The organism is Candidatus Binatia bacterium, assembly GCA_036493895.1.
Taxonomy (GTDB): domain Bacteria; phylum Desulfobacterota; class Binatia; order UBA1149; family CAITLU01; genus DATNBU01.
In genome coordinates this window covers 43523-69698 of the sequence record DASXOZ010000008.1, presented here as the reverse complement: position 1 = coordinate 69698, position 26176 = coordinate 43523, and the positions used below count along the sequence as shown (strand labels likewise).

The window sequence follows — 26176 nt, the reverse complement described above, 5'->3', positions numbered from 1 at the left end:
TCGTCGTATTTTGCGCACGTGATTCTTCTCGTCGGCACTCGCAAGGGCGCGTGGATTTATCACGGGGACGACGAGCGCCAGCGCTGGCGCGTCAGCGGTCCGCATTTCCTCGGACAGGTCGTCAATCATCTCGTGCTCGACCCGCGCAGTCGGCGCACGCTGCTGATGGCTGCGAAGACCGGGCATCTCGGTCCAACGATTTTCCGTTCGACGGATCTTGGCCGTACGTGGAAGGAAGCAGCTCGTCCTCCGGCGTTCCCGAAGGCGCAGGACTCCGCTTCGGCTCGCGCAGTGAGCCACACGTTCTGGATCGAGCCCGGCGCAACATCGGAGCCCGGCGTCTGGTGGGCGGGATCTTCGCCGCCAGGCCTGTTCCGCAGTGAAGACGACGGCGTCACGTGGACGAGCGTCGCGGGCTGGAACGACAACCCGATGTACCCGAAATGGGTGCCGGCAGATTCCGGCACCCCCGACGGCCCCCTGCTGAACCAGATCGTCATCGATCCGCGCGAGGCGCGACACATGTACGTCGCGACCTCCAGCGGGGGCGTCTTCGAGAGCCTCGATTACGCCGCGACGTGGTCCCCCCTGAACGGCGGCGTCGAAGCGAACTTCATGCCGGATCCGTACCCCGAGTACGGCCAGGATGCCCATTACCTCGCACTGGCGCCGACGCGGCCCGACCGCATCTGGCAGCAGAACCACTGCGGCATCTATCGCATCGACCGTCCTTCGCGCACCTGGGAGCGCATCGGACGCAACATGCCTGCCGATGTCGGCGACATCGGTTTCTCGATCGTCGCGCATCCGCGAGACGCCGATACGGCGTGGGTGTTCCCGATGGACGGCAGCGACGTGTGGCCGCGCACCAGCCCCGGCGGCCGGCCTGCCGTCTACCGCACCCAGGATGCAGGCGTTTCGTGGCAAAGGCTCGACCACGGATTTCCGGCCGAACAGGCCTGGTTCACCGTAAAGCGCCAGGCGTTCGCGATCGACGCGCTCGACCCGCCGGGTCTTTACCTCGGCACCACCGGCGGCGAGCTGTGGGCGAGCAGGGACGGCGGCGAATCGTGGCGCACCATCGCTTCGCACCTGCCCGAGATTTATTCCGTCGTTCCCGCGCGACCAGCGTGATGCGCGTGATGGTCCCGACGATGCTTCGCTCGTATACGGCAGGCGCCGCCGTCGTCGACGCATCGGGCTCGACGCTCGCCGAGCTTCTCGACGACCTCGACCGCCTTCATCCGGGCATCCGCTTCCGGGTGATCGACGAGCAGGAAAGAGTGCGGCCCCACGTGCGCATCTTCGTCGACGGCGAGGCCGCCCGCGACGTTGCGACGGCTCTGCGCGCGGCATCGGTCGTGCAGATCGTAGGAGCGCTCAGCGGCGGCTGAATCGAAAAAGGAGGAAGTGATGGAGAGACGCAAGCTCGGCAGGAACGGCCTCGAGGTTTCCGCGATGGGCCTCGGCTGCATGGGCATGTCGGAGTTCTACGGAATCACCGACGATGCCGAATCGATCGCGACGATCCATCGTGCCATCGAGATCGGTGTCGACTTCCTCGACACCGCCGACATGTACGGGCCTTTCACGAACGAGGAGCTCGTCGGACGCGCGATCCGCGGCCGCCGCCGCGCGGTCGTGCTCGCGACCAAGTGCGGCATCGTACGCGACACGGCCAATCGCACCGTGCGCGGCATCAACGGTCGTCCCGACTACATTCGCGCGGCCTGCGACGGAAGCCTGAAGCGGCTCGGCGTCGATCACGTCGATCTCTACCAGCTCCACCGCGTCGATCCGGCCACGCCGATCGAAGAAAGCGTCGGTGCCATGGCCGATCTGGTGCGTGCGGGAAAGACGCGTTTCATCGGACTGTCGGAAGCGGGCAGCGCAACGCTGCGGCGTGCCCACGCAGTGCATCCGATCGCCTCCGTGCAGTCGGAGTATTCGCTGTGGAGCCGCGATCCGGAAGACGACGTCCTCGCGACCTGCCGCGAGCTGGGCATCGGGTTCATCGCGTACAGTCCTCTTGGCCGCGGTTTCCTCACGGGGCAGATCCGCCGTTTCGAGGATCTTGCGGCCGACGATTACCGGCGCTTCTCGCCGCGCTTCCAGGGCGACAATTTCGCGAAGAACCTCGACCTCGTCGCCCGCATCGGCCAGATCGCTGCGAGTAAGCGATGCACGCCGTCCCAGCTCGCGCTGGCGTGGGTGCTCGCCCAAGGACCGGACATCGTGCCGATTCCCGGAACCAAGCGTCGCAAGTACCTCGAGGAGAACGCGGCGGCAGCCGACGTGAAGCTGACGGCCGGCGACCTGGCGCGCATCGACGAAGTCGCGCCGAAAGGCGTCGCCGCCGGCCTCCGCTATCCCGAGGCAATGATGCAGGCCATAGGCCGCTGAGAATCAGCGGCCGTTCCGCTGTCGCCGAGAATCAGCGTTGCCCTTGATTGACGATGGGCGAAGGTTGATGCTCCCGGCCTCGATCGCACGTTCGAGGAGGGAACCATGTACGAAACTCGCATTGAGACCGCGCTGCGGCCGCTCGTGGCGTCGCTTCTGCTGCTCACCTGTCCCGCTGTCGCCGGCGCAGCCGCCACCTTGGTGAACATCAACCCCGGCAGCGACTCCAACCCTTCCTTTTTCGCCGATCTGGGCGGCGTTGCGATCTTCGCTGCCGACGACGGAGCCAACGGCGTCCAGCTGTGGAAGAGCGACGGCACTGTCGGCGGCACCTCGATGGTGAAGGCCATCAATCCGGGTGGGGACTCCAATCCCGGCGACAGCACCGGCTTCGTCGTGCTCGGCGGCAATGTCTATTTCGACGCCGACGACGGCACCGACGGTGTCGAACTGTGGAAGAGCGACGGAACGCTTGCCGGCACGCAGATGGTTGCCGACATCCGTGCGGGCGGAGGCGACTCCACACCGTCGTCGATGATTGCCGCCAACGGCCACCTGTATTTCGCCGCGAACGACGGAACCACCGGCTCCGAGCTGTGGCGCAGCGACGGAACAGGCGCCGGCACGGCGCGCATCGCCGACATCAATCCGAGCGGCTCGTCGAATCCCCACAACCTTACGTTGGTTGCCGGCACGCTGTTCTTTACCGCCGATGACGGCACGACCGGCAATGAGCTGTGGAAGTCGGACGGAGTATCGACGGCGACCCTGGTCAAGGACATCAACGCGAGCGTCGGCTCCAACCCGTCGCACCTCGTCGATCTCGGCGGAATCCTGCTTTTCTCAGCGAATGACGGCGTTGTTGGCACTGAGCTCTGGCGCAGCGACGGCACTGGCGCCGGCACCGTGATGGTGCTGGACATTCGCGCCGGGGCCTCGTCGTCGTCGCCAGGCGGCACCGGAATGGTCAACCTCGGCGGCACCGCGTATTTCGCGGCCAACGACGGGACCAACGGCCGCGAGTTGTGGCGCAGCGACGGCACGGCGGCCGGTACTTTCCTGGTCAAAGACATCGAGACCGGCGGCAGCTCGTTCCCGGGCGGCGACTCCGGGCTCGTCGTCGTCAACGGAACACTGTTCTTCGATGCCTCCGACTCGGATCACGGCAACGAGCTGTGGAAGAGCGACGGTACAGAGGCGGGGACGCTGCTCGTCAAGGACATCGTCGCAGGGGCCACCGACTCCTTCCCGTCCGAGCTCGCCAACGTCGACGGGACTCTCTTCTTCCAGGCCTGCGACGCCGACGGTTGCGAGCTGTGGAGAAGTGACGGAACGGCAGCCGGCACCGCGCTCGTGCAGGACATCCAGCCCGGCGCCGTCGATTCCTTCCCATCCGGCCTCACGGCGGTTGCAGGCAAGCTCTTCTTCAACGCGGACGACGGCAGCAACGGGGTTGAGCTGTGGAGCTTCTCACTCTGCAGCGAAATCGACCCGCTCCTTCCGGGATGCGCGCCGGCGGACTCCGATGCCGGCAAGTGCGACGCGAGTCTCGGCAAGCTGACGTCCAAGCTGCTGGCTTCCGACCGCAAGTGCCTCGCGAAGAACAGCTCGGCACTATTCAAGGGCTCGACCTACGAAGGCCAGGCCTGCGAGGACGTCGCGCGCTACCGCTTCCTCGGCAGTCTCTCGTCGCTCGCGCTGAAAGAGCCCACGTGCATCCCGGGCTGCTTCGGCAGCGGCGACATCGAGAGCCGCGCGAATGCCGCGGAGGCCGAGGTCGATGCGCTCGCGGGTGTGATTTACTGCGATGCGGCCAGCGCCACTGCGCAAGGAGACGGTTTCGGCGGCTACGTGCCGACGGCGGCCACCCAGGCTTGCTCGGACGGCCTGGCCAAGCTGGCCGGCTCGTTGTCGAAGGCGGTGCTGACGTGCAACGCCAGAAAGGGTGCGGCGTCGGTGACGTCGACGACATTCGACCTGGCAGCCTGCCAGGCAACGGCGGTAGGGAATTTCGAGAGCGCCGCGGGAGCGCTCACCGGATGCGCTTCGTGCGTGCAGGCTTCCGAGGTGCGCGACGCGATCGTCACGCAGGCCAACACGAGCGACAGCTCGTCGGCGTACTGCCGCAATCCGCTGTTCTGATGAAATGGGGACAGGCACCAGCGACCTGGTGCCTGTCCCCAATCTCCACTTTCATCTCTGCAGGATGCTCTGGGCGGCTTTGACGACGTCGTCGTCGGTTCTTTGCGCCTGCGGCTTCGGGATCTCGACGCCGCGCTGGACCGCGGGCCGCGCAGCGATCCTCTCGATCCATTGCTGCACGTTCGGCAGGTCGTCGATCTCGATTCCGGCCCACGCGTGGATGCGCACCCACGGCCAGGTGGCGATGTCGGCGATCGAGTAGTCGTCGCAGAGGAACTCGCGGCCCTCCAGGCGCTTCTCGAGCACTTCGTACAGGCGCTTGGTCTCGTTGTGGTAGCGCGAGATCACCGACGGGAGCTTTTCGGGGAAATAACGGAAGAACACGTTGGCCTGGCCCTGCATCGGGCCGATGCCTCCCATCTGGAACATCACCCACTGCATCACCGTCGATCGTCCGCGACGGTCGGCCGGCATCAGCTTGCCGGTCTTTTCGGCCAGATAGACGAGGATCGCACCGGACTCGAACACCGCGAAGTTGCCTTCGTCGCGATCGACGATGGTCGGGATCCGGCCGTTCGGATTGATCAGCAGGTACTCGGGCTTCTTCTGGTCGCCGGCGCCGAGGTTGATCGGATGCACCTCGTAGGGAATGCCGATCTCCTCGAGCATGATCGAGGCTTTCCAGCCGTTGGGAGTCTGCGAAGTGTACAGGTCGATCATTGTGCTGGTCCTTTTTCCCGGGATCTCAGGCCGCCGCGGCTGCCGCGGTTTTCTCGACGCGGCAGCGCACGAAACGGTGGTGCGGGATGCCGGTGAACGGGTCGCGGTCGGCGACGTCGGTCAGCTCGTTGCCGTTGATCCCGTCGTGGATCGCGCGACCTTGCTCGTCGTAGCCGGTGATCATGCCGAACCCATTCGGCATAGCGACCTGGCCGCGCCGCAGCCTGTCGTCGAGCGCGACCGGCATCACGACGCTGCCGCGATTGGTCGTCAGCGTCGCGCGGTCTCCTTCGCCGATCCCGAGCGCCGCGGCATCCTCCGGATGAACGCTCAGCGGACAGTGAGGTCCGCTGCCCTTGCGCCATGACGGATCGCGCTGGATCGTGTTCGCCGTCCAGCGAGTCCTCAGGCCGTTGGAAAGAACGTACGGATAATCGCGATCCTCGCGCGGCGTCACGATCGCCCTTTCGAGCTCGCCGAGCATTTCGGGAACGGCAAGGCGCACGCGCCCGTCTTCCCAGCCGACGTGTGCCTCGAAATTGCGATCCGGATCCAGCGCCGCGATCGTGACACCTTCCGGATGCGCGAGCATCAGGCGGAAGATCTCCTCACCGAGCTCGAAAGCGCTCTTTCCTTCCCACTGCGCACCGAGCGCGCGCACGATGTCGTCGGGGCGCGACATCGCGTTCTTCTGGGACAGCAAATACACCGCGACCAGGCCCGGAGCCGGCAGCGCGGGGCCAAGCACGCGATAGCCCCACGCGAGCAGCTGCGTCTCGACGTCGAGGCCCGCAGCGGCAACCGCCGGAGCCTGCCCCATCGCCGTCATCAGGAAGAAGCCGCGCCCTTCGGCCGTCGAGGCCAGCGGCGCCAGGCTCGCGAGCTCCTCGGGAACCGCCAGCAGCAGTCCCATCGCTTCGAGGATGCGCATGTAGATCTCCGCTTCGGGCAGCGCTTCGGCCGGCCCCGCGATCACCGGCGGGCGAAGCTGCACCGGAATCTGCGGATACCCCTTGGGAAACAGCGCCGACTCCCATTTCTCGTAGCCGCACGGCGCCGGCAGCACGTAGTCGGCCACGCGCGCCGTCTCCGTCATCGACGTGTCGATGACGACGAGAAGGTCGAGCTTTTCCCTCGCCTCGCGCCAGGCCCCGGTGTCCGAGTATGAAAGGAACGGATTGGACGACTCGACGACCAGCGCGCGCAGGCGCTCCGGGTGGTCGAGCATCACCTCCTCGGGAACCAGCGTCGGCGAGAACATCGCGGCGTTGCCGAGCGCGCGAATCGCCTGGATCCCCGACGCCAGCGCCCGTTCGGGCTCCTCGAAGCGGTTGTCGCTGCGGTCGCTCGGCTGGAAGATCGCATAGAAGACGTTGCCGCCGCTTCTGCCGAGATTGCCCGTCAGCGTCGAGACGACGCGGATGAGATAGGAGATCAGCGTCGAGAACGGCGTCATTTCGACGCCGAGGTCCCACAGCACGGACGCGGACTCGGCGCACGCGAACTCCTCGGCCACCGCAAGGATCGCGGCCGCGTCGAGGCCGGCGCGCGAAGCCATCTCGTCGATGTCGATCGACGCGAGCGCGTCGCGCAGCTCGGCGAAGCCGGAGGTGCGCTGCTCGACGAATACGCTGTCGTACAGCTCGCGCTGCACGATCGCGGCCGCCATCGCGGCAAGGAAATAGACGTCGCCGCCGGGCCGCACGCGAAGGTGCTGGTCGGCGGTCTTCGTCGTCTCGGTGACGCGCGGATCGAGCACGACGATCTTGCGCTCGCCGCCGCCGGCTTTCTTGAAATACTCGTTCGCGTTGTGGCCGCGGTTGCTGATCTTCGGGTTGGTGCCGAGCACGAGCAGGTACTTGGTGCGCGCGAGGTCGGCGTGCATGAAGGCCGCCGGTGGAGCGTCCAGCATCCAGAAGTCCACGAGATTGTGCTGCGTTTTCTCCTGGCCGTACGCGTTGAACCAGCGCCGCGAGCCGACCGACTTGAGGAACGAAAGCGCCCACGGCCCGTCGAGGTGGTTGGCCTGCCCGCCGATGCCGACCAGGCCGATCGCGCGCCCGCCGTGGTCGCGCCGGACCTGCGTCAGCTTCGCGGCAATTTCCGAGACGGCGGTGTCCCAGTCGATGCGCTCGAAGGTGCCGTCGGCGCGGCGTCTCAGCGGGTGGTCCAGCCTCTGCTCGTGGTGCGCATAGTTCACGACGGTGACCGCCTTGTTGCAGATGTACCCCGCAGTGATCGGGCTCGTCTTGTCGGGCCGGACGGCGACGATGCGGTTGTCGGCAACGTCGACGCGAATGCCGCAGTTGTGGCTGCACAGCACGCAGACGGTTGCGAGGTCCTTGGCGTCTCGCGGGATCGGCGTGGACGAAACCGAGGGGTGGACAGCGGTCGTCATGCTCGTCGTGCTCATAGTGCTCGTCATTCCCATCATTCTCTCCTTGCTGTCGTCGTGCTGTGCCACTGCGCCAGGACATGCGATGCTGGAGCGACTGCGCGCCCGCGACGGCGGGGGTCGCGTCGCAATCCTTGTGCGTGCAACTATTCGCTGTCTGCTTCTTGCCCCGCTTTGACCTGCTCGGGTTCGGTCTCGCGCAGCGCGGTGAGCACCTCGTCCATGTCCTCGAGCAGCCGTTCGAACCGCTCGCTGCCGATCTTGAGGCGCAGTCTCTCCTGGGCCTTCGCCCACAGGCGCCCGGCTTCGGCGAGCTTTCGATGCCCCTTGGCGGTCAGCACCAGCTCGCGAACGCGGCGGTCCTCGCCTTGCTCCGACGCGACGTACCCTTCGCGCTCCATCGGAAGCAGCGTGCGCGTCATCGTGCTCGGATCGATGTCCAGCTCGGCAGCCAGCACCTGCATGCTGACGGCACCGTGCTGGCGGATCGCCGCCAGGATCGCGAGCTGCGTCGCGCGCAGTCCGCTCTCGTCCAGCGTCTCGTCGTAGAGGCCGGTGATCGCGCGCGCCATGCTGCGGGCGCGATAGCAGGCGCAGGGGCCGAGGGTGTCGGGGCCGGGCATATGGTTGTACGTACAACCAAACCGCGGCGGGCGTCAATCGGTCGCGATGGGCGATTATGCTGGACTTGACACCAAGGGCCCGAACGGGCAGAAGCCTAACGATGCGCCGCGTCAGGGGAATATCGCTTGTAGGTACAAGCTTGCAAGTGCGGGGAGCCTCAGGCGCGAAAGGCTGGTAGAGCAGGCGGGATGGCCAACCGAATCATCGAACGGCTGGGTGGCTTCGCATCCGCGTGGTTCCAGAATTGGACCACGCTTGCCCCGATCCTGTCCGGTGCGGCTGGTTTAGCGATGGCCGCTTGGGCCTATCTTGCGGAACAGCCAGCCCCTGTTGCGGTGGTCATCGGCCTCTGCACCGTAGCTGTCGTTCTAGCAATCTTCCTTGCCGCGTTAGATCTCCGCGATCGTGTACGGCTTTGGCGTGGCCCTCGACTACGAATCACTGCCGCTGATCCTGGTCAGATCGTGCAAGAAACGTTTGTAACCATTCATAACGACGGAAAGCCGGATACCTTCACGGCGCATTTGGGATTTAGACTGAAGGATGGCGGCCAGATTCGGTGTAAGGCTCGCTGGCGTGGAACCAACGAAACAGCAATCCATATAGGAACAAATCATTTCGAGGATCTACTTATTTCGGCTAGCGAACTTATTCCAAAGGGCACGCAAGACCTCTTCGATACGACGGCGCCCGAGTTTGTCGGTACAAAATTCAAAGTGCTCACTGCCGACGCCTTTCCGGGTAACGTGCGACATGCGTGGGTGCGAATGCACGGCGATGAAGAGGGTCCTGATCCGGTAACAATATTTCTCCGAATACTCCCCACGGATGTCCCTGAGGCTGCGCTTATGACGCGACTCGTTCTTCGGATGTATACATGGGGATGGACGCAACTAAATTTAGCTAGCGATCTTACGGGTCCGACTTCTTCCGCGCCGAGCCTAGAATAATCGCCTCCATTGCCCCATCGAACGTCAGAGGCGCGAGCGATATAGGTTTCAATCGCTCGCGCTTTTCCGGTTTGGGCTCTTTCGTTGCTGGAACGCGGGAGCTTTTGGCTTTCGATTTCTTCTTTGCCACGGCCGCGTTCTCAGCATCCTGCTACGATCTTATCAAAGATCATCGCATCGTCCCGGTGGTTATGTCGGAAACTGAACTCGTTGAGGTAGAGCGGCAGGTATTCCTTCGAGACATTGTGGAACGAGCCCACGATACCCCGCTTCACGAGCGACCAGAACGAATCGAGATTGGAGGTGTGGACCACGCCTCGCACGTACTCGCCGCGTGAGTGAACAACCGACTCATGCTGGAATCCAAGCCTATCCAACTGCGAATAATTCGTATGGTCGTCACTCGCGATCAGTGACACCTTTGGGCTCACAGTCCGCTTCACGAAGTCCTGCATGGTCTTCTTGTCGGTTTCCTCGATGACCTTGCAGACGACGTTTCCCTTGCGAGCAATAGCGCCGATGACCGCAGTCTTGGCTCCGCGCCCCTTCTTCTTGCCCATGTGGCGGTTCCTATCGTCGCCGCCCACGTAGGTTTCATCTACTTCGACCACACCAGCCAGGCGGCGAAAGGTGGGGTCCTGCATCGCCGCACGGATGCGATGGCACATGTACCATGCAGAGCGATAGCTGCCCGTTCCTATCATCCGGTGGACCTGTAGCGCACTCATGCCCTTCTTACTCTGGGACATGTAGAAAATGACTTGGAACCACGTGCGCAGTTTGATGTTCGTGTTCTCGAAGATCGTGCCCGCGAGAGGCGAGAAGCGGTAGCCGTTCTTCGCACACGCCTTGCAAACCCAGCGGTATGGCTTGGCGAGCGCGTACACCTTGGCGTTGTCGCAGCGTGGGCAAACCACGCCGTTCTTCCAACGCATCGAGACAAGATAGTCGAGACAGGCTTCTTCGGTGGGGAAGCGTTTCTCTAGCTGCTTGTACGTCATGCCCTACTTATAGCCCCGATTCCGGCTGGTGTCAAGTAGAGCATAATCGCCTCGCGATGACGGGCGAGTGCGCCCGCGTGGCGGCTCAGGCACTTAGCGGCACCGGAGCGTCGGCGGACACAGTGCCGGCTTCTGTGCGGCCGCGGGGGCCGCGCGGGGTGGGTGCGCCGAGGGCTTCGCCGAGCGCCTCCATCACGCGCGACGGCTCCGATCTGGTCATGTAGTCGTCGGCCTGGTCGATCCAGCGCACGATCCCGCGAGCGTCGACGAGGATCGTCGTCGGGATCGGCAGCGGGACGATGATCCCCGACTTCAGAGCGAAGCCGCGCGGGTTGCGCAGGCCGAACAGGTCGGTCACGCGAAGATCCGGGTCGGCGAGCATGATGGCACCAAGGCCATGCCTGTGGCGTCCGGAGCGAATCTTGTCCGCCGTATCCGCGCAGACGGTGACGACCGCGACGTCGAAGCGGTCGAGCAGCGGCTGCATTTCCTTCCAGCGCGCGAGCTCGGCCACGCAATAGGGGCACCAGTGGCCGCGGAAGAACTTGACGACGTAAGGACGGCCGCCAAGGAGCGTCGTCGAGAACGGCCGGCCGTCGTCGTCGCAAGAGTCGAACTCGAGCATCGCGTCGCCGACGCGGACGGCGGGTTCGCCCCGCGCCTGTCCGCTCGCCGCGTTGAGCGCGAGGAACGCCAGTGCAGCGACGACAGCCACGCCGGCACCCGCCTTCGTGAAAGGACTCGCATCCGTGGCAAGTGCGGCGATGCCGCACACGGCCGCGGCTGCATTGCTCGCGAGGAACAGCCTGCGGTCTTTCGGGATGCGTACGCGGCGCATCAGGTACAGCCAGCGCGCCCCGGGGAGCGCGACGAGGGTAACGGCAAGCAGGCACAGCGACGATCCGGCCATCGGGTTCTCCTTTCGGGAAAGCATGGTCGCGGCGGGAAACGCAGGTTCCCGCGTTTGCAATAAACGTACGGTGTACGTAAATGAAGCCCGGGTCAAGATCAAGAGGGTCAAGATCAAGAGGGGAGGACGGCAACGCCGGCCAGGCCATGGGACGACCACCGAAGATCTCGCGTGAGCGGCTGCAGTCGGCGGCGCTCGCGCTCGTCGATGCGCACGGGCTCGAGGGCCTGACGATGCGAGCGCTGGCCGACGCCGTCGGTACCGCGCCGATGACGCTCTACAACCACGTCGAGGATCGTGCCGATCTCGAAGCGCTCGTCGTCGATGCGGTGCTGACCGGCGTTCGGCGGCCGTCGCGCGCACGCGAGCGCTGGCAGGACGAGGTAAGAGACCTTGCGACCGCGATGTGGAGAGCCGTGCGCGCCCATCCGGCCGCGATCCCGCTGATCCTCGTGCGCCGGAGCCGGTCGCGAGGGACCCTTGAATTGTCCGAAGCGCTGCTGGCTGCGCTGGCGCGCAGCCGAAGGTCGCGTCAGCGCCTGCTCGTCGCGTTTCGCGCCGTCACCGCGATGGTGATGGGTTTTGCGCAGGTGGAACTGGCCGGACCGCTGGCGCTGCGCGCCGGCGAGCCTTCCGCAGAAGTGATCGAGCGCATGCGAGCCCTTCCGAAGCAGCGCTTCGCGGGCCTCGTCGAGATCGCAACCGCAGCCAGGCGCAGCAGTCCGGAGCGCGAGTTCGCGCAAGGTCTCGACATTCTGATCGCGGGGCTGGAAACGGATGGAGCTCGCCGATCGTGAGCGCCGCGGAGAGCTCCCGGCTCAACTCTGCCGCAGTGGGCGGAAGAAGGCGCGCACGTCGTCGACGAGCGCCTGCGGTTCTTCCATCGCTGCGAAATGCCCGCCCGACTTCATCTCCGTCCATCGCGTGACGTTGTAGATGCGCTCCACCCAGGAGCGCGGCGGACAGAAGATTTCGCGCGGAAAGATCGCGCAGCCGGTGGGCGTCTCGACGCGCGAATCGTTGCCGCGAAAGCGGCCGCTCTTGATCGACTCGTGATACAGGCGCACCGAGCTGGCGGCGCTGCGCGTGAGCCAGTACCACGTGACGTTGGCGAGAATCTCGTCACGAGTGAAGCGGGATTCGACGTCTCCGCCGCAGTCGCTCCAGGCACGCATCTTCGAGACGATCCACGCGCACAGCGCTGCCGGCGAGTCGTCGAGCGCGATGCCGATCAGTCCCGGTTCCAGGCCCTGCACGCGCTGGTACGCGGTTCCCGTCTGCATGTAGAGGCGTGCCGCGTCGATCGCCGCCTTCTCTCGCGGCGTCAGCTCGGGGCCGCCGCCGGGCGGCCGAGGTACCAGCACCATGTTGAGGTGAATCCCGATGCAGGCGCGGGGATCGAACACGGCGGCGTACGGCGCTGCGATCGCGCCCCAGTCTCCGCCCTGCACGCCGTAGCGTTCATAGCCGAGCGCGTGCATCACCGCGGCCATCGTTTCGCCGACCGCCTTGATGTCGAAACCCTCTTCGCGCGGCGCCTCGGAAAGCCCGTAGCCGGGAATCGACGGGGCGATGACGTGAAACGCGTCGCGCGCGTCGCCGCCGTGCGCGACAGGATCGGTGAGAGGACCGAGCACATCGAGGAACTCGAGCACCGAGCCCGGCCAGCCGTGAATCATCAGCAGCGGCAGGGCATCGGCATGCCGGGATCGCGCCTCGAGCGCGTGCACGCGGAGCGGGCCGGCTTCGACGAAGCGATGCGGCCACGCATTGAGGCGCGCTTCGACAGCGCGCCAGTCGAATCCGTCTTTCCAGTAAGCGAGAAGCCCGCGCAGCCACGCCAGATCGATGCCGGAGGTCCATCCCGGTTCCGGGCTGGATTCGGGAAAACGCGCGCTCGCCAGCCTGCGCCGAAGATCGGCGAGATCCTCTTCGGCAAAAGCGATCTTCGTCGTTTCGATCGTCGCCGCTATTTGACGGCCTTCACCTTGTCGCCTTCGTTCTTCTTGAAATCGATATCGGCGAACTCGGTGATCCAGCACGCGCCTTCGCTGTTGCGCAGCTGCGCGATCAGGCTCGGCTGGTGCCAGAAATACAGGTCGGCCGACGCAGGAGTGGGCAGCGTGATCGTCCCTCCTCCCTTGACTCCCATGCCCGTCGCCCCGGCGTCACCGGCCTTGCCCTTGAGCAGGTAGATTCCGTCAGGCGCAGCGTCCTTGTTGACGAACTTGAGCTTGCCCGGCTTGACCTTCCATCCCGCGGTTCCGGCCGGGATTTCGTAGGACCCGACGAGCGTGGTGACTCCGCCGTGCTGGTCGAAGATGCACAGCGCGTAGTCGGTGGTCTGGTCGGGTTGTCCGAGCAGGTCGGGCGCAACCATGTCGCCTTTCTTCCACTGCCACTTGAGCAGCGGCGGATCCGTCTTGATCGCGATCTGCGTCTTGCCGGCCGTCAGGCACGTGTTGGCGACTGCCGGACCATGCAAGCAGCCCTGGCTGTTGTCGCAGGTGTCCTCGGTGCAGATGTTGCCGTCGTCGCAGTCTTTCGGCACTCCGCCCTGGCACGTTCCGCTCTGGCAGGTCTGGCCGCTGGTGCACAGCGCGCCGGTGGAGCAGGCGCTGCCGTTCGGATCGTTGGCGAGGCAGTTGTCGTTCGCCTCGCTGCAGCTCTCCACGCAGTTGGCGTTCCCGTTGGGGCCCGGACACGGGTCGCCCGAGTGCACGTTGCAACCGCCGCTGCCGTCGCAGTGATCGGTGCCGTTGCAGAACAGGTTGTCGTTGCACGCCACGGTCGTCGCCGCGAAGGCGTTGGCCGGACAGGCCGCGGCGCCTCCGGTGCATTTCTCGGCTACGTCGCAGGTGCCGGCGGCCGCACGGCACGTTGTCGTCGACGGCTTGAACTGATCCGTGGGGCAGGCGGCAGTCGAGCCCGAGCAGACCTCGACGTTGTCGCAGGATCCGGCTGCGCCGCGGCAGGTGGTTCCGGACGTCGCGAGCTGGTCGATCGGGCAGATGGTCGACAGCCCGGTGCAGGTCTCGGCCGGATCGCAGCCACCGGTGGACGGGCGGCAGATCGTGCCCGCGGGACTCAGGACGTTGGCGGGGCAGGTTTTGCCGGTGCCGTCGCAGCTCTCGGCTCCGTCGCAGACGCCGCCGGCGGCGCGGCAGACGAAGCTGGTCGGCTGGACGCCGTCGGCCGGACAGGCGGCGGTGCTGCCCGTGCAGTTTTCGGTGATGTCGCAGACGCCGTTTCCGGGACGGCAGGCGACGGTCGAGGCCTGGAAGCCGTCGGCCGGACACGCGGCGGTGCTGCCCGTGCAGTTCTCCGCGTTGTCGCAGACTCCGGCAGACGCGCGACACAGCGTCGCCGCGCTCTTGAACGTGTTGGCCGGGCACGCGGCGTGGGTTCCGTCGCAGTTCTCCGCGATGTCGCAGACACCGCCGGAAGGACGGCAAACCGTCGTGTTCGGCAGGATCCCCGTATCCGACGGACAATTGAGGCTGGTGCCGTTGCACACTTCGGCGGTGTCGCAGGATCCGCCGGCTGCTCGGCACACGGTGTTGATCGGCGCGGCTCCGGTATCGGCCGGGCAGGCAGTGCTGGTGCCCGTGCAGAGCTCGGCAGGATCGCAGCCGGCCGTGGCCGCGCGACAGACGTGAGCGCCGGCGGAGTAGAATCGGCAGTTGGCCGGGTTGCAGCAGGCGCCGGTGGGCGGATCGCAGTCCTCGCCGGATTCAACCATGTTGTTGCCGCAGACGGCGCAGGTCGCGGCCGGCGAATACGGAGTGGACTGGCCGTCGTTGTTGTCGCCCCAGCAGACGACGGAGTCGTCCTGGTGCAGCGCGCAGTTGTTGTAGGTGCCGGCCGTGAGCGCCAGGAACGGGCCGGACGGTGGAGTCGATTCCAGGTCGGCATTGCGTCCCCAGCACGCCAGCGTGTTGTCGCTCTTGATCGCGCAGGTATGCGCCTCGCCGGTGCTCACCGACTTGTACGTACCTGGCGGCACGACGGTTTCGCCGTCCAAATCGTCGCCCCAGCACTCGACGACGCCGGTGCTGTGCAGCGCGCAGGCATGGTCGTTGCTGGTCGTGACCTGGGTGAAATCGCTGGCGGTCGGCGTGTTGGAAATCGATCCGCCGGAATCCAGGCCCCAGCACTGGATGGTGCCGTCGTCGTGCACGCCGCACGCGTCGAACTCTCCCGCGGCGATCGAAGTGAAGTTCCCGCCCGGTGGAAACGAAGCGCTGTTGGCGGGGTTGCCCCAGCACTCGACCGTGCGGTTGGCGTGAAGCGCGCAGATGAAGTCGGCGCCGGAAGAAACCTGGGTGAACGTCGTCGCGGTCGGTGTGTTGGTGATCTGGTCGTAACTGTTGTTGCCCCAGCACTGGATCCCGCCGGTCGGCTTGAGGGCGCAGCTCTGGAAGTTTCCCGCACTTACCTGCGAAACGCTGATGGTCAGGCAGGTGCCGGCGCCTGGAGCCGAGCAGTCGGTGTTGGTGGTGCACGTCGTCGCGGGAGCGCCGGAGCAGGCACGCGGCGGCGTCGAGACGAAGTCGGGCGCATCGTTCTTACCCCAGCACTCGACGTGGTTGTCGGGAATCGACATGCCGTCGCCATTGGTGACGCCGCAGCAGCTCACGTCGCCGCAGGAGATCTGCTGGTAGCCGCAGTTCTGGCCGTTGGTCGCGCCGGCCGGTGAGGCCAGCGCCAGCATCATCGGGAACAGCACGGCCGCAAAGCCGCCGATCCGTTTGCTAGTCATGAAGCATTCCCCTCGTTTCGGCCGCGGCGACGGTCGGCCCCCCTCGTCCAGCCTGGCTCGCCGGCAAGGATCGGAGCTTGCGCAGCCGTCTTGCCCGGCACGGACCGCGCCGCCGAACACGGCGCGTCCCCACAGGACTTATGGCCCGGATGGCCTTGCCAGTGCAACAGGAGAAACGCTGTCCGCCAGCCGCAAAATGCCGCAAAAAGCTGATGCGGACAGCGCCACGTTCAGACTTACGACTTCCTAGGAAATTTTACGGCCGGTCAGGGGTCGCACCTGCCGTGCCGGCCGCGCAGATCGCTTTGCATCCGGCCCCTGCACCCACCGTCTTGCTCCGCCGTCCCTTGGGACGCTAGTCTCGATGGGAACGACGCCGCGACGCCGTGCTGCGGCGGCTCGTCTTTGGGGGACACATGAAAAGCATCCGCTTCGCCTCGATTTTCGTGGCGCTGGCCTTGTCGGCCGCGACACCGGCTCCGGCCCAGGTGCAGAGCAAGGCCCAGCAGGCCTGCCTGGAGAAAGTCGTCAAGTCGGCGCGAAAGATCTCGGGTACCGTGCTGAAACAGATCTCCCAGTGCGTCCACAAGGGCGCCACCGGAACTCTTCCGTCGGGACAGACGGCGGACGATTGTGAAGCGGACGACATCCAGGGAAAGATCGCCAAGGCCAGGTCCAAGGTCGATGCGGCCGCTACCGACTTCTGCTCGACGCCGCCCGACTTCGGCTTCACCGATCCGTCGACGACTTCCGACAGCTACGAAAACGACAACCGCGCGCTGTCGGTGGACGCCTTCGACCTGGATCTCGATACGGCGCTGGCCGGCAGCGCCGCGAGCGACCCCTCGGGGCGCTGCTCGTCCACGCTTCCGGCGACATGGAGGAAGCTCGAGGACTCGATGCACCGCGCGGTCGAAGACTGCCTGAAGAACGGGCTGCGCGACGGGTCGATCATCAGCAATGCGGGCTTCGCCGCGTGCCTGGACGCGATCGTCGCCGACACACGCGGCCGCATTGCCAAATCCGTGTCGCTCGTGCAGTCCAAGCTCGTGAGCAAGTGCCCGGCCGGCAGCCTCGCGGCGATGTTCCCCGGCCTGACACCGGTCTGCAGCGTGTACGGGGACGGCATGGACGCGGCCGGAATTTCGACGTGCAGCAAGGGCCGCATGAAGTGCCGCATCTGCCGCATCTTCAATTTCGCGTACGGCCTTGCACGCGACTGCGACCTTTTCGACGACGGCATCTCCAACACGAGCTGTCCCGAGTGCGGCAACGGCGTGCTCGAGGCCGGCGAGGAATGCGACGACAGCAACCACGTCAGCGGCGACGGTTGCACCGCGTTCTGCGCCAGCGAGTTCTGCGGGGACGGCGTCGTCAACAACAACGGCACCGAGCAGTGCGACAACGGGCCGGACAACAGCAACACCACGCCCGGCGCCTGCCGCACCGACTGCAAGCTGCCGAACTGCGGCGACGGCGTCACCGATCCAGGCGAAGAGTGTGACGACGGCAACAACAACGACGCCGACGGATGCACGAACAGCTGCACGATCTGCGGCAACGGCCACGTGAGCGGCACCGAGCAGTGCGACGACGGCAACAACGTGAGCGGCGATTGCTGCAGCGCCTCGTGCACCTTCGAGGCCCTGGGCAGCACCTGCCCCGGCGTGCCCGGAGGCGCCTGCCTGTCTCCCCAGTGCGACGGCGCCGGCACCTGCTCGCAGCTTCCGGCCCACGAAGGAACGTCCTGCGACGACGGCGACGAGTGCACGAACGGCTCCGACTGCCAGTCCGGCGTCTGCACGGCCACCTCGTACGTCGTCACCGGCGCGGCCTGCCACTGGGCCGTCGTCGGCAATCCCACCGACGGCACCGGCGGCAGCCGTGCGCTGTTCCTCGAGCAGGGCGCCAGCTCGAGCGGAGACTGGTGCGGAGACCTCGGCACCTGGGGCCAGTCCTCGGTCATGACCGGGGACATCGTTCTCGAGCAGGGCGATGCGGCCAATCCCGCGGCAACCTTCGATGCCACCGCGAACATCGACGGGGCGGACGTCCTGACCAACGATGCGCTGGTCGAAGGATTGTCCGGCGAAATTCTTCCCGGAACGTCGGTGACGTCGGTGCCTGCCGGTACGATCCAGGCCAAGACCCCGGCGCCGACCGTCTACGACACGACGGGCAACGACGCGCGCATCGACCAGTGTGCCCAGGCCCAGCTCGCGATCTCGACGAGCGTGGCCGGTCTTCTCGACATGCTGAGCGCGGACGCCGACCTCGGGCCGACGCTGTCGACCCTGCCGGCCAGCGCGACGGCCACGATCACCGTCGTGCACGCCGGCGGCCTGTCGGTGATCGACGTGGACAACATCACCGGTGGCACCGGCGTCACGCTGAACCTCGACGGCGGAGGCAATTCCGCGTCCGTGATGATCCTGCGAGTGCAGAACTCCCTCAACACGAACATCGGCTGGCAGTGGAACCTCACGAACGGCCTGACGGCCGACCACCTGCTGATCTACGGCAGGGGTAGCGGGCTGTCGAAATGTGAAATCGGCCAGAACAACGTGGGCGCGGGCACGATCTTCTGCCCGGATGCGCGCGTGAAGCTGGTCGCGGGCACGACGTGGACGGGCGCGCTTCTCGGTGGAGGAACGACGGCGTTCTCGATCGACGTCGGGCAGAACGCCGAGCTCGTCCACCAGAGATTCACCGGGTTCTGACCGGTGCGACAACGGATGGGGACAGGCACCAGCGAGCTGGCGCCTGTCCCCTCTTCATCGCGGCGCCGGGATCAATCCCTTGTCGATCATGCTGCGCGCCATGTCGACGAACGTCTCGCGTACCGGGCGTGGCTGCCATCCGAGCATTCGCGCGGCTTTTTCGTGCGAGACTCTCTCGCGCTTGCCGACGTACTGGAGCACGAGGCGGATGCTCGAGTCGAAGCGCGACGCGAGCCATAGCAGCGGGTAGGGCAGATGCCCCGTCGGCGGTTTGTATCCCTGCGCGTTGAATTCGTGCGCAAGCAGCTTGCCGATGTCCTGCATCCACATGTGGTCGCCGGCGGCGATGAAACGGTTGCCGGCCGCGCCGGGCGTCTCGGTCGCAAGGCGATGGGCGATCGCGACGTCGCGCACGTCGACGACGGCCCAGCCGATCTCCGGGCAGGCGGGCAGCTCGCGCTTCATCAGGCGTCTAACGACTTCGCCCGACGTGCCGATTTCCGGCCCCGACAGCGGACCGGCGACGAATCCGGGGTTGATGACGACGAGCTCCAGGTGGCGTGATTCGGGCAGTCGCGAGACGAAGTCCCACGCCGATCGTTCCGCGAGAGTCTTGCTCTTCTGGTAAGCCTCGCAGTTTTCGGCCACCGACCAGTCGTCTTCGGTAAGCACGCGATCGGCGTGGTCACTGTGGCCGTAAGCGACGGCGGCCACCGACGACGTGATGACGACGCGCCGCACCGACGGGCATTCGGCGGCGGCACCGAGCACGCGCAGCGTTCCCTGCACGGCCGGCCGGATCAGCTCGTCTTCGTCCTTGGGAGCCGCCGCGGGAAACGGGGAAGCGACGTGTTCGACGAAGGTGCAGCCTGCGACGGCCAGGCTCCATCCGTCTTCCCTGTCGAGGTCGGCCTCGACGAGCTCGAGGCGACCGCCGCAGGCGTGGCCGAGCTCGCGCAGGTGATCGACCTTCTTCGGATTGGCCAGGCTGCGCACCGTTCCGCGTACGCGGTAGCCGTGCTCGAGAAACTCGCGGGTGACGTGACCGCCGATGTATCCCGATGCGCCGGTCACCAGAACCAGTCCCTTGTCGCCTTCCGTCATCGTGGTCCTCCGCAGCGGTATGTCGATGCCGCGTGGAAACTATGCCGGCGCCATGCGGCGGTCCAGCCTCGTGCGGATCGGCCCACGAAGAGGAAAAGAGGAGACAGGACGAGAGACGAAAAGGGTCAGTCGTCGAGCTGGCGACCGCCGGAGACCAGCTCCTGCACCGCATCGTAGGACGTGCGGTGGACGGCACTCGGACCGAGCCTTCTCAGGGCAGACTGGTGCTCCGGCGTGGCGTAGCCCTTGTGCCGGCAGAACCCGTAGCCGGGGAAGCGCACGTCGAGCTCGTCCATCAGCGAATCGCGGTGGGTCTTGGCGATGATCGACGCAGCGGCGATCGAAAGGCTCCGCGAGTCGCCACGGATGTACGAGCTCTGCTCGATGCCAATGTCGGGGATCCGGCGTGCATCGACCAGCGCGTGGTCCGGCCTCTGCGTGAGCCCTTCGACGGCGCGTCGCATGGCCAGAAGGCCCGCGTGGTAGACGTTCAGCTCGTTGATTTCGTCGACGTCGGCGATGCCGATCGAAACGCTGCGTGCCTTGCGGCGGATCTGCACGGCAAGGCTCGCGCGAAGCGCCGCTCCGATGTTCTTCGAGTCGTGGATGCCGCGGAACGATGCCATATCCCCGAGGATCACGGCGGCCGCGACGATCGGCCCGGCCAGCGGTCCCATCCCCGCCTCGTCGACGCCGGCGATCACGAAACGGCCGCTTGCCTGCAGCTCCTTTTCGATCGCCAGCATTTCGTCGGTCCGGTCCTGCGCTTCTTCCTGGCGCTCGCGGCGCCGCTCGGCTGCCACCAGCAACGAGGCGACGGAGTCGCGCGGATCATCGCGCAGGGATTCGATGAAATCCGGATCACAGAGCGGGTTCGAAAGCAGGCGCCGGATCTCTGCCAGCGACGGCGCTGCGGGTCGCACGGCGGCCATTGATTCCTCCACGATGTCCGAATGTTGCCGTTCGCAACAGCCTCAGCAAGGGGTTCGAAGGCATCGTGCACGAAGTTTTTCACCGAAACCCTGCAAGGTATTTGAATTGCGTCCGGTCCCGCCTGCCGGCGGACGGAGGCCGGTGCGGGTATTCATACGGGACCCCGTAAGTTCTCTCTTTAGGTCTTCTGGGCTAACAATCCGTCGCGGAAGGTTTTGCCGGGCTGCTCCCGGCCTACCGCATCCGTTGATGACAGTCCGACTGCGATTGGCCTGCGCCTGCCTTGCCCTGCCCGCGATTCTTTTTGCCGGCGCGGGCCTGGCGCGCGCCGAGACCGTGACTCGCGACGACCAGGTGGTCGCCAGCGTCGGGGCCGGCCTGGATCTGGCCGTCCCGTCCCTCCAGGAAAGAATCCGCAACCTGCAGGCCGCCAACCTGTCGCCCGACGATGCGACGGCCGCGCTCCTGAGGGACTACGGCTCGGCGATCGACCAGCTCGAGCTGGCCAGCGAATGGAAGCAGAGGGCTTCTGCGCTCGAACGGCTGCAGCGCGACGGGCCCCGGACGCTGGAGACCACGCGCAAGGAAACCGAGGCGTGGCCGGCCCAGCTCACTCCGCCCGTCTCCGGCGACGACACGCAGTCCGAACTGGAGACCGCTCTGGCCGAGATCGACGCGAAGTTGAACGTCGTGCGCAAGGGACTCGCGGACGTCGACGCCGAGCAGACCCAGCTTTCGGACCGGCGCCAGAGCCTTCCGGCCGAAATGGCCGCCGCCGATGCGGCGCGCGAGAGCACCGGCGGCGAAATCGCGCTTCCGCCGCTTCCGACGGGTTCGGTCGAATCGATGCTCGCCAGGCGTGCCCTTGCTCTGGCGACGCAGAAAGCCAGCGGCGAGCAGGCGGCGGCCCTCGACCTCGAGCTTGCGACCCAGGAGCTGCGTCGCGAGCTTCTCGCCGCACGGCGAGAGTTGCTGCGGCGCAAGGCCGAAACGTATTCGGCGCGCGTATCCGAGATCCAGGCTGCGCTCGCGTCGCGGCGCGTTCACGAAGCGGAGCAGGCCGCGGCCGAGGCCAACGCCGACCAGGCCTCGCTCGCTCGCGTGCATCCGCTGCTCGGCGAGCTGGCGACCGAGAACGCGCGGCTTGCCGCCGAAAGAACGGGCGACAGCGGCCTCAGTGCCAAGCTCGACGAAGCTGCGCGCAGGAACGCCGCGGTCAGCGAAGAGCTCCAGCAGCTCGAAGAGCGCTCCAAGGGAGTGCACCAGAAAGTCGCTGCCGCCGGGCTCACCGACGCGATCGGGCTGTTGCTGCGCAAGGAAAAGGGCGAGCTTGCCGATCCGGATCGCGCGCGCGCCGACCTGCGCGCGCGTCGCGAAGAAATTTCCGACGTGCAGCTCGAGAGCCTCAACCTCGAGGACATGCTGAAGGCCCTGCCGCGCGTCGAGGCCGAAGTCGAAACGATCCTGGCCAACCAGGCGCCGTCGCTGGCCGCCGACGACCGCGCGAAAATCGAGGCGTCGGCACGAGGTGCCCTGAAAACCCGCCGCACCTACCTCGATGCGCTAATCCGCGACGTGAACACGTACTTCGCTTCGCTCGTGGATCTGGACGCGAAGGAAACCCAGCTCGTTGCGCTTCTCGAGGACTACCAGGCATTCCTCGACCAGCACGTGCTGTGGATCCCGAACACGACGCCCACCCGTATCGGCGACGTCGGCGACTGGCGCGACGCGGCGGTCTGGCTCGTCGATCCGGCCAACCTCGAAGCCGCCGCCAAGCGCGTGCTCGCCAGTGCCCGCTACGATTCGCTCGCGACGTCGCTCGGGCTGCTCGCACTGCTGCTGCTCGTCTCCAACCGCCGCCGCATGAGGCGCCTGCACGCGGGGCTGTGCCTGTCGCGCGCCGCGGGTTCGTCGCTGCTTCCCGCTCCGTTGCTCGTGGTCACGCTCGCGCTGCTGCTGGCGGCGCCGGGACCCTTTGCTGTGTGGCTGGCGGGCTGGATGTTGCGTGCTGCACCGGCAACCGCCGACGATTTTTCCAGCGCGCTGGCAACGCTGCTGGGGTCGCTGGCTTTCCCGCTCTTCGTCGCCGAGCTGATCCGTCGCGGAGCGGGGGAGAAAGGGCCCATCGCGGCGTTCCTCGACTGGCCTCGCGCATCGCTTGCGCTGGTGCGCCGCCAGATCGTCTTCGTCGAGACCGTCGCGTTTCCGGCTTTCGCGGTCGCGGTGCTGCTCGATGCGCAGCCGAACCAGGGCTGGAGCGAGACACTCGGGCGCGGCGCGTTCTGCTTCGCGGTCGGAGCCGGCGGCGTGGCGGCGCATCGCCTCTTCGCTCCCGACGGCAACCTCGTCGAGCAGGTGCTTCGCCGCACCGATCTCGAATGGATGCGCCCCCTGCTCAGGCGCTCGTCGTGGCTTCCGTCGGCCATCGCGGCCGTCGTCGTCGGCATCGCGCTTTCCGGGTACTACTACACGGCCTTCGTGCTGACGCGGTGCCTGTGGCTGAGCGCGCTGGTGATCCTCGCGTTCATCGTGGCCAACGCGGCGGTGCTGCGCTGGCTGGAGGCCAAGACCGAGGCGCCGCCGGACGAAGTGCTGGGCGACGTGGACGGGGCTGCGGTAGCCGGTGCGACCGATGCGGCAGAGACAGGCACGGAAGCCGTCACCCGCATCTCGTCGCAGACCCGCGCGCTCTTGCGCGTCGTCTTCGCCATTGCGCTGTTCGCGGGCCTTTTTTCGGTGTGGGTCGACGTGTTTCCTGCGCTGCGCCTGTTCGAGCAGGTCGAGCTGTGGCAGGTCGCTTCGGGCGTCGAGCGCACCGTCGGCAGCGGCGACGCCGCGCACACCGAAGTCGTCACGACCCAGGTGCCGGTGACGGTAGCCAGCCTGCTGTTCGCGCTGGCCGGAGCTTCGCTGGCCATTTTCGGCGCGCGCAACCTTCCGGCTCTCCTCGAGCTGGCCGTGCTTTCGCGGACCCGCCTGGACCGCGGTCTTCGATACGCGATCCAGGCAGTCACGCGCTACCTCGTCTTCATTGCCGGCTCGGTGTTCGCGCTTGCGAACCTCGGCGTCGACTGGTCGCACGTGCAGTGGCTCGTCGCGGCCGTGTCGGTCGGCCTCGGCTTCGGGTTGCAGGAAATCTTCGGCAACTTCGTCTCCGGCCTGATCCTGCTGTTCGAGCGCCCGGTGCGCATCGGCGACATGGTGACGATCGACAACGTCACCGGCATCGTCACGCGCATCGAGATGCGTGCGACGACGATCCTCGACGGCGATCGAAAGGAGCTGATCGTGCCGAACAAGGAGCTGATCACCGGCAAGCTCGTCAACTGGTCGCTGCACGACTCGACGGTACGGCTCGTGGTTCCGGTGGGAGTGGCTTACGGCAGCGATCCGGCCACGGTCGTGCGCATTCTCCAGCAAGTCGCCAAGCAGTGCGCCACCGTCCTCGAGAATCCTGCGGCGATGGCGGCCTTTACCCGCTTCGGCGAGAACGCGCTCGAGTTCGAGCTGCGCGTATTCCTTCCCGGCCCCGAACAGCTCGGCTCGACGCGCCACGAGCTGCTCGTCGACATCGAGCGGCGCCTGCGCGCGGCCTCGATCGACATCCCGTTCCCGCAGCGCGACGTCAACGTGCGCCTGGCCGATCCCGCGCTCGTCCGGGCCCTGCTGCACCAGCAGCCGGACGAGGCCACGTGATCGACGCGGCCCACCGTCTGGCGGGCCTTCTCGAGGCGACGCCTTACGCGTCGCGACTCGGTCTTCGCTGCGGCGACGTGCTCACGGACACGGCGACGGCCTCGGTGCCTTATCTCGCGGACCTCGCCAACGCCCAGGGCTTCGTGCACGGCGGCGTGGCGGCCTCCTTGTCGATCTGGACGGCGTCTCTGGTCGCCGTCGCCAGCGACCGCGGCCGCGAGGCCAGCGCGCTGCCCGTGTCCGCGAGCATCGCGTATCTTTCGGCGGCACGAGAAGAAGGGCTGCATGCCACGGCGCGCATGACGGCAAGGGGTCGCGACGTCGTGCACGTCGAAGTCGAGGTCGCCAGCGACCGCGGCCGCATCGTCGCGTCCGCCCTCATGGTCATTCGCACGCTCGAAGCCGCTGGCGCAGGCGCTGTCGTCTCGCGCGACAGCTTCGCCGTCCCTTCGAACGATGCGGAGTTCCTCTCGCCGTTCTCGCGCTCGATGGGTGCGGTGGTGCGCTCCCATCGCGCGCCGTCGGCGCAAATGATGATGCCGCTCGGTCCCAACGCCGGGCTCGGCGGCGCCATCGATCCTGGAGCCCTCGTTTCCCTTGCCGATACCTGCTCGGCCCTTGCGTGCGTGCCTTCGCTCGACGAGCGCGTGCGCGGCAGCGCGACGCTTTCGCTGGCGGCCGTGTTCGCAAGGCCGTTGGCCGGCCCCGCCGTCGCCACCGGTTGGGCGATTGCCGACGGCGGTTCGATCAAGTCGGCGCGGATTGAGATCGGACCTCTGCAGGAGACTGCGGCGGGCGCTGCACCTGCCGCCGCGTCCGTCGCAATGACGGCGCTGGTGACCTACCGCTTCGCAGCGTGGCCGTAACAGCGCGCTGCGTCGGCGCCTTTCCGCACCCCGGCGTCGCCGGCGCCTGCAGCAATCGGGATCCATTCCGATCCGAAATGACGGCGGCGCGGATGGCGATTGCTGCACACGCTGTCATTGCGCAGTCCGGTGCCAGCCGTCATTGGATCGGCGATGGCAGCGGCCGAGACGTTCAGCTTTTCGCGCGTCACGACGTTCGAGCAGTGCCCGCGCAGGTACCGGTACCGCTATCTCGACGGAGTACGCGAGGCTTTCCAGTCGATCGAAGCGTTCATGGGCCAGCGGGTCCACGAGGCGATCGAGTGGCTGTTCCGCGAAAAGGGCGACGGCAGGTTGCGCGCGGCCGACGAGGCCGTGCGCGAGTACACTGCCGCATTCGACCGCGAATTCGCGGCGGCGCGCGGCAGCCTGAAGGTCATACGCCAGGGCACCGCTGTCGAGGAATACCGCCGGTCCGGGGCAGCGATGCTCGCGGATTTCCACAAGGACCGCTTCCGCAGCGACAGCCTGGAAACCGTCGGCATCGAGAAGCACTTCGTGCTCGAGATCGAGCCCGGTACCCGCTTCCAGGGCTACATCGATCGTCTGGCGCGCGACGCGCGCGGCACGACCCACATCATCGACTACAAGACCGGCGGGCGGCCGCCGTCGAGCTTCACCGGCAAGGACGCCGACCAGCTCGAGGCGTACGCGATCGCGATGTTCGAGCAGACAACGGCCGATGAGCTCGTGCTGACGCTCGAGTACCTTCGCAACGGCAGCACCCAGAGCCGGCGCATCCGGCGCGAGGACACGGCCGAGACGCGCCGCCGCCTCGTCGCGCGCATCCGCATGGCAGGGGAGGCGAGCGTGTTCCCCACCAGCCCCGGAGCCTTGTGCGACTGGTGCGGCTACAACGATCTCTGCGAGTCGTACCGGCCACGCGTGCGGTAGCCTCGCGCAGTGTC

General features: G+C 66.6%; 19 protein-coding genes. 10 read left to right on the top strand and 9 right to left on the bottom strand.

Going from position 1 to position 26176, the window contains the following annotated elements; genetic code table 11:
• The first annotated feature begins 18 nt into the window (after positions 1-18).
• From VGK20_01150 to VGK20_01135, 4 genes are all read left to right on the top strand, one after another.
• Positions 19-1134 (top strand): glycosyl hydrolase, encoded by a 1116-nt coding sequence (locus tag VGK20_01150; protein HEY2772634.1) that lies wholly within the window; start codon positions 19-21, stop codon positions 1132-1134.
• Entirely contained in the window at positions 1134-1394 is a 261-nt protein-coding gene (locus VGK20_01145) for a MoaD/ThiS family protein (protein HEY2772633.1), read from the top strand. The genes VGK20_01150 and VGK20_01145 overlap by 1 nt, the downstream gene beginning before the upstream one ends.
• Positions 1395-1413: 19 nt before the next feature.
• Positions 1414-2403 (top strand): aldo/keto reductase, encoded by a 990-nt coding sequence (locus VGK20_01140; protein ID HEY2772632.1) that lies wholly within the window; start codon positions 1414-1416, stop codon positions 2401-2403.
• Between the two features lie 105 nt (positions 2404-2508).
• Complete coding sequence (locus tag VGK20_01135) at positions 2509-4545, top strand: ELWxxDGT repeat protein (protein ID HEY2772631.1); 2037 nt, start codon at positions 2509-2511, stop codon at positions 4543-4545.
• Positions 4546-4596: 51 nt separating this feature from the next.
• On the opposite strand, the gene VGK20_01130 is transcribed toward VGK20_01135, so the two are convergent.
• The 3 genes from VGK20_01130 to VGK20_01120 form a co-directional block, all read right to left on the bottom strand.
• Positions 4597-5265, bottom strand: coding sequence for a glutathione S-transferase N-terminal domain-containing protein (locus VGK20_01130; GenBank protein HEY2772630.1), 669 nt, complete (start codon positions 5263-5265; stop codon positions 4597-4599).
• Positions 5266-5290: 25 nt separating this feature from the next.
• A complete protein-coding gene (locus VGK20_01125) occupies positions 5291-7690 on the bottom strand; it encodes a molybdopterin-dependent oxidoreductase (GenBank protein HEY2772629.1) in 2400 nt (799 codons plus the stop codon).
• A gap of 116 nt (positions 7691-7806) precedes the next feature.
• Positions 7807-8232, bottom strand: coding sequence for a MarR family winged helix-turn-helix transcriptional regulator (locus VGK20_01120; GenBank protein ID HEY2772628.1), 426 nt, complete (start codon positions 8230-8232; stop codon positions 7807-7809).
• Positions 8233-8472: 240 nt separating this feature from the next.
• Between VGK20_01120 and VGK20_01115 the strand changes: the two genes are divergently transcribed.
• Complete coding sequence (locus tag VGK20_01115; GenBank protein ID HEY2772627.1) at positions 8473-9234, top strand: hypothetical protein; 762 nt, start codon at positions 8473-8475, stop codon at positions 9232-9234.
• Positions 9235-9374: 140 nt separating this feature from the next.
• Here VGK20_01115 and VGK20_01110 read toward each other — a convergent pair whose 3' ends face one another.
• Both VGK20_01110 and VGK20_01105 read right to left on the bottom strand, forming a co-directional pair.
• The gene (locus tag VGK20_01110) at positions 9375-10235 is read right to left on the bottom strand and encodes an IS1595 family transposase (protein HEY2772626.1); all 861 of its coding nucleotides are present in this window, start codon (positions 10233-10235) and stop codon (positions 9375-9377) included.
• Positions 10236-10320: 85 nt separating this feature from the next.
• On the bottom strand, positions 10321-11145 hold the full coding sequence (locus VGK20_01105) for a peroxiredoxin family protein (protein ID HEY2772625.1): 825 nt from the start codon (positions 11143-11145) through the stop codon (positions 10321-10323).
• Between the two features lie 146 nt (positions 11146-11291).
• Between VGK20_01105 and VGK20_01100 the strand changes: the two genes are divergently transcribed.
• Positions 11292-11942: a TetR/AcrR family transcriptional regulator C-terminal domain-containing protein gene (locus VGK20_01100; GenBank protein ID HEY2772624.1), complete on the top strand. Its 651-nt coding sequence runs from the start codon at positions 11292-11294 to the stop codon at positions 11940-11942.
• Positions 11943-11963: 21 nt separating this feature from the next.
• Here the strand turns inward: VGK20_01100 and VGK20_01095 are convergent, their stop codons facing one another.
• Entirely contained in the window at positions 11964-13187 is a 1224-nt protein-coding gene (locus VGK20_01095; GenBank protein ID HEY2772623.1) for an alpha/beta fold hydrolase, read from the bottom strand.
• Positions 13115-15907: a hypothetical protein gene (locus VGK20_01090; protein HEY2772622.1), complete on the bottom strand. Its 2793-nt coding sequence runs from the start codon at positions 15905-15907 to the stop codon at positions 13115-13117. The genes VGK20_01095 and VGK20_01090 overlap by 73 nt, the downstream gene beginning before the upstream one ends.
• 416 nt (positions 15908-16323) lie before the next feature.
• On the opposite strand from VGK20_01090, the gene VGK20_01085 reads away from it, so the two are divergent.
• Positions 16324-18627 carry a DUF4215 domain-containing protein gene (locus VGK20_01085; protein ID HEY2772621.1) on the top strand — a complete coding sequence of 768 codons (2304 nt, stop codon included), beginning with the start codon at positions 16324-16326 and terminating at the stop codon, positions 18625-18627.
• Between the two features lie 54 nt (positions 18628-18681).
• Here VGK20_01085 and VGK20_01080 read toward each other — a convergent pair whose 3' ends face one another.
• Both VGK20_01080 and VGK20_01075 read right to left on the bottom strand, forming a co-directional pair.
• Complete coding sequence (locus VGK20_01080; protein HEY2772620.1) at positions 18682-19731, bottom strand: aldehyde reductase; 1050 nt, start codon at positions 19729-19731, stop codon at positions 18682-18684.
• A gap of 125 nt (positions 19732-19856) precedes the next feature.
• Positions 19857-20663 (bottom strand): ribonuclease HII, encoded by an 807-nt coding sequence (locus VGK20_01075; protein ID HEY2772619.1) that lies wholly within the window; start codon positions 20661-20663, stop codon positions 19857-19859.
• Between the two features lie 250 nt (positions 20664-20913).
• Here VGK20_01075 and VGK20_01070 point away from each other — a divergent pair, with 250 nt between their 5' ends.
• The 3 genes from VGK20_01070 to VGK20_01060 all read left to right on the top strand — a co-directional run bounded on the left by VGK20_01070 (position 20914) and on the right by VGK20_01060 (position 26162).
• The gene (locus tag VGK20_01070; protein HEY2772618.1) at positions 20914-24363 is read left to right on the top strand and encodes a mechanosensitive ion channel domain-containing protein; all 3450 of its coding nucleotides are present in this window, start codon (positions 20914-20916) and stop codon (positions 24361-24363) included.
• On the top strand, positions 24360-25229 hold the full coding sequence (locus tag VGK20_01065) for a hotdog fold thioesterase (GenBank protein ID HEY2772617.1): 870 nt from the start codon (positions 24360-24362) through the stop codon (positions 25227-25229). The genes VGK20_01070 and VGK20_01065 overlap by 4 nt, the downstream gene beginning before the upstream one ends.
• Before the next feature lie 153 nt (positions 25230-25382).
• Positions 25383-26162, top strand: coding sequence for a PD-(D/E)XK nuclease family protein (locus VGK20_01060; GenBank protein HEY2772616.1), 780 nt, complete (start codon positions 25383-25385; stop codon positions 26160-26162).
• The last annotated feature ends 14 nt before the right edge of the window (positions 26163-26176 follow it).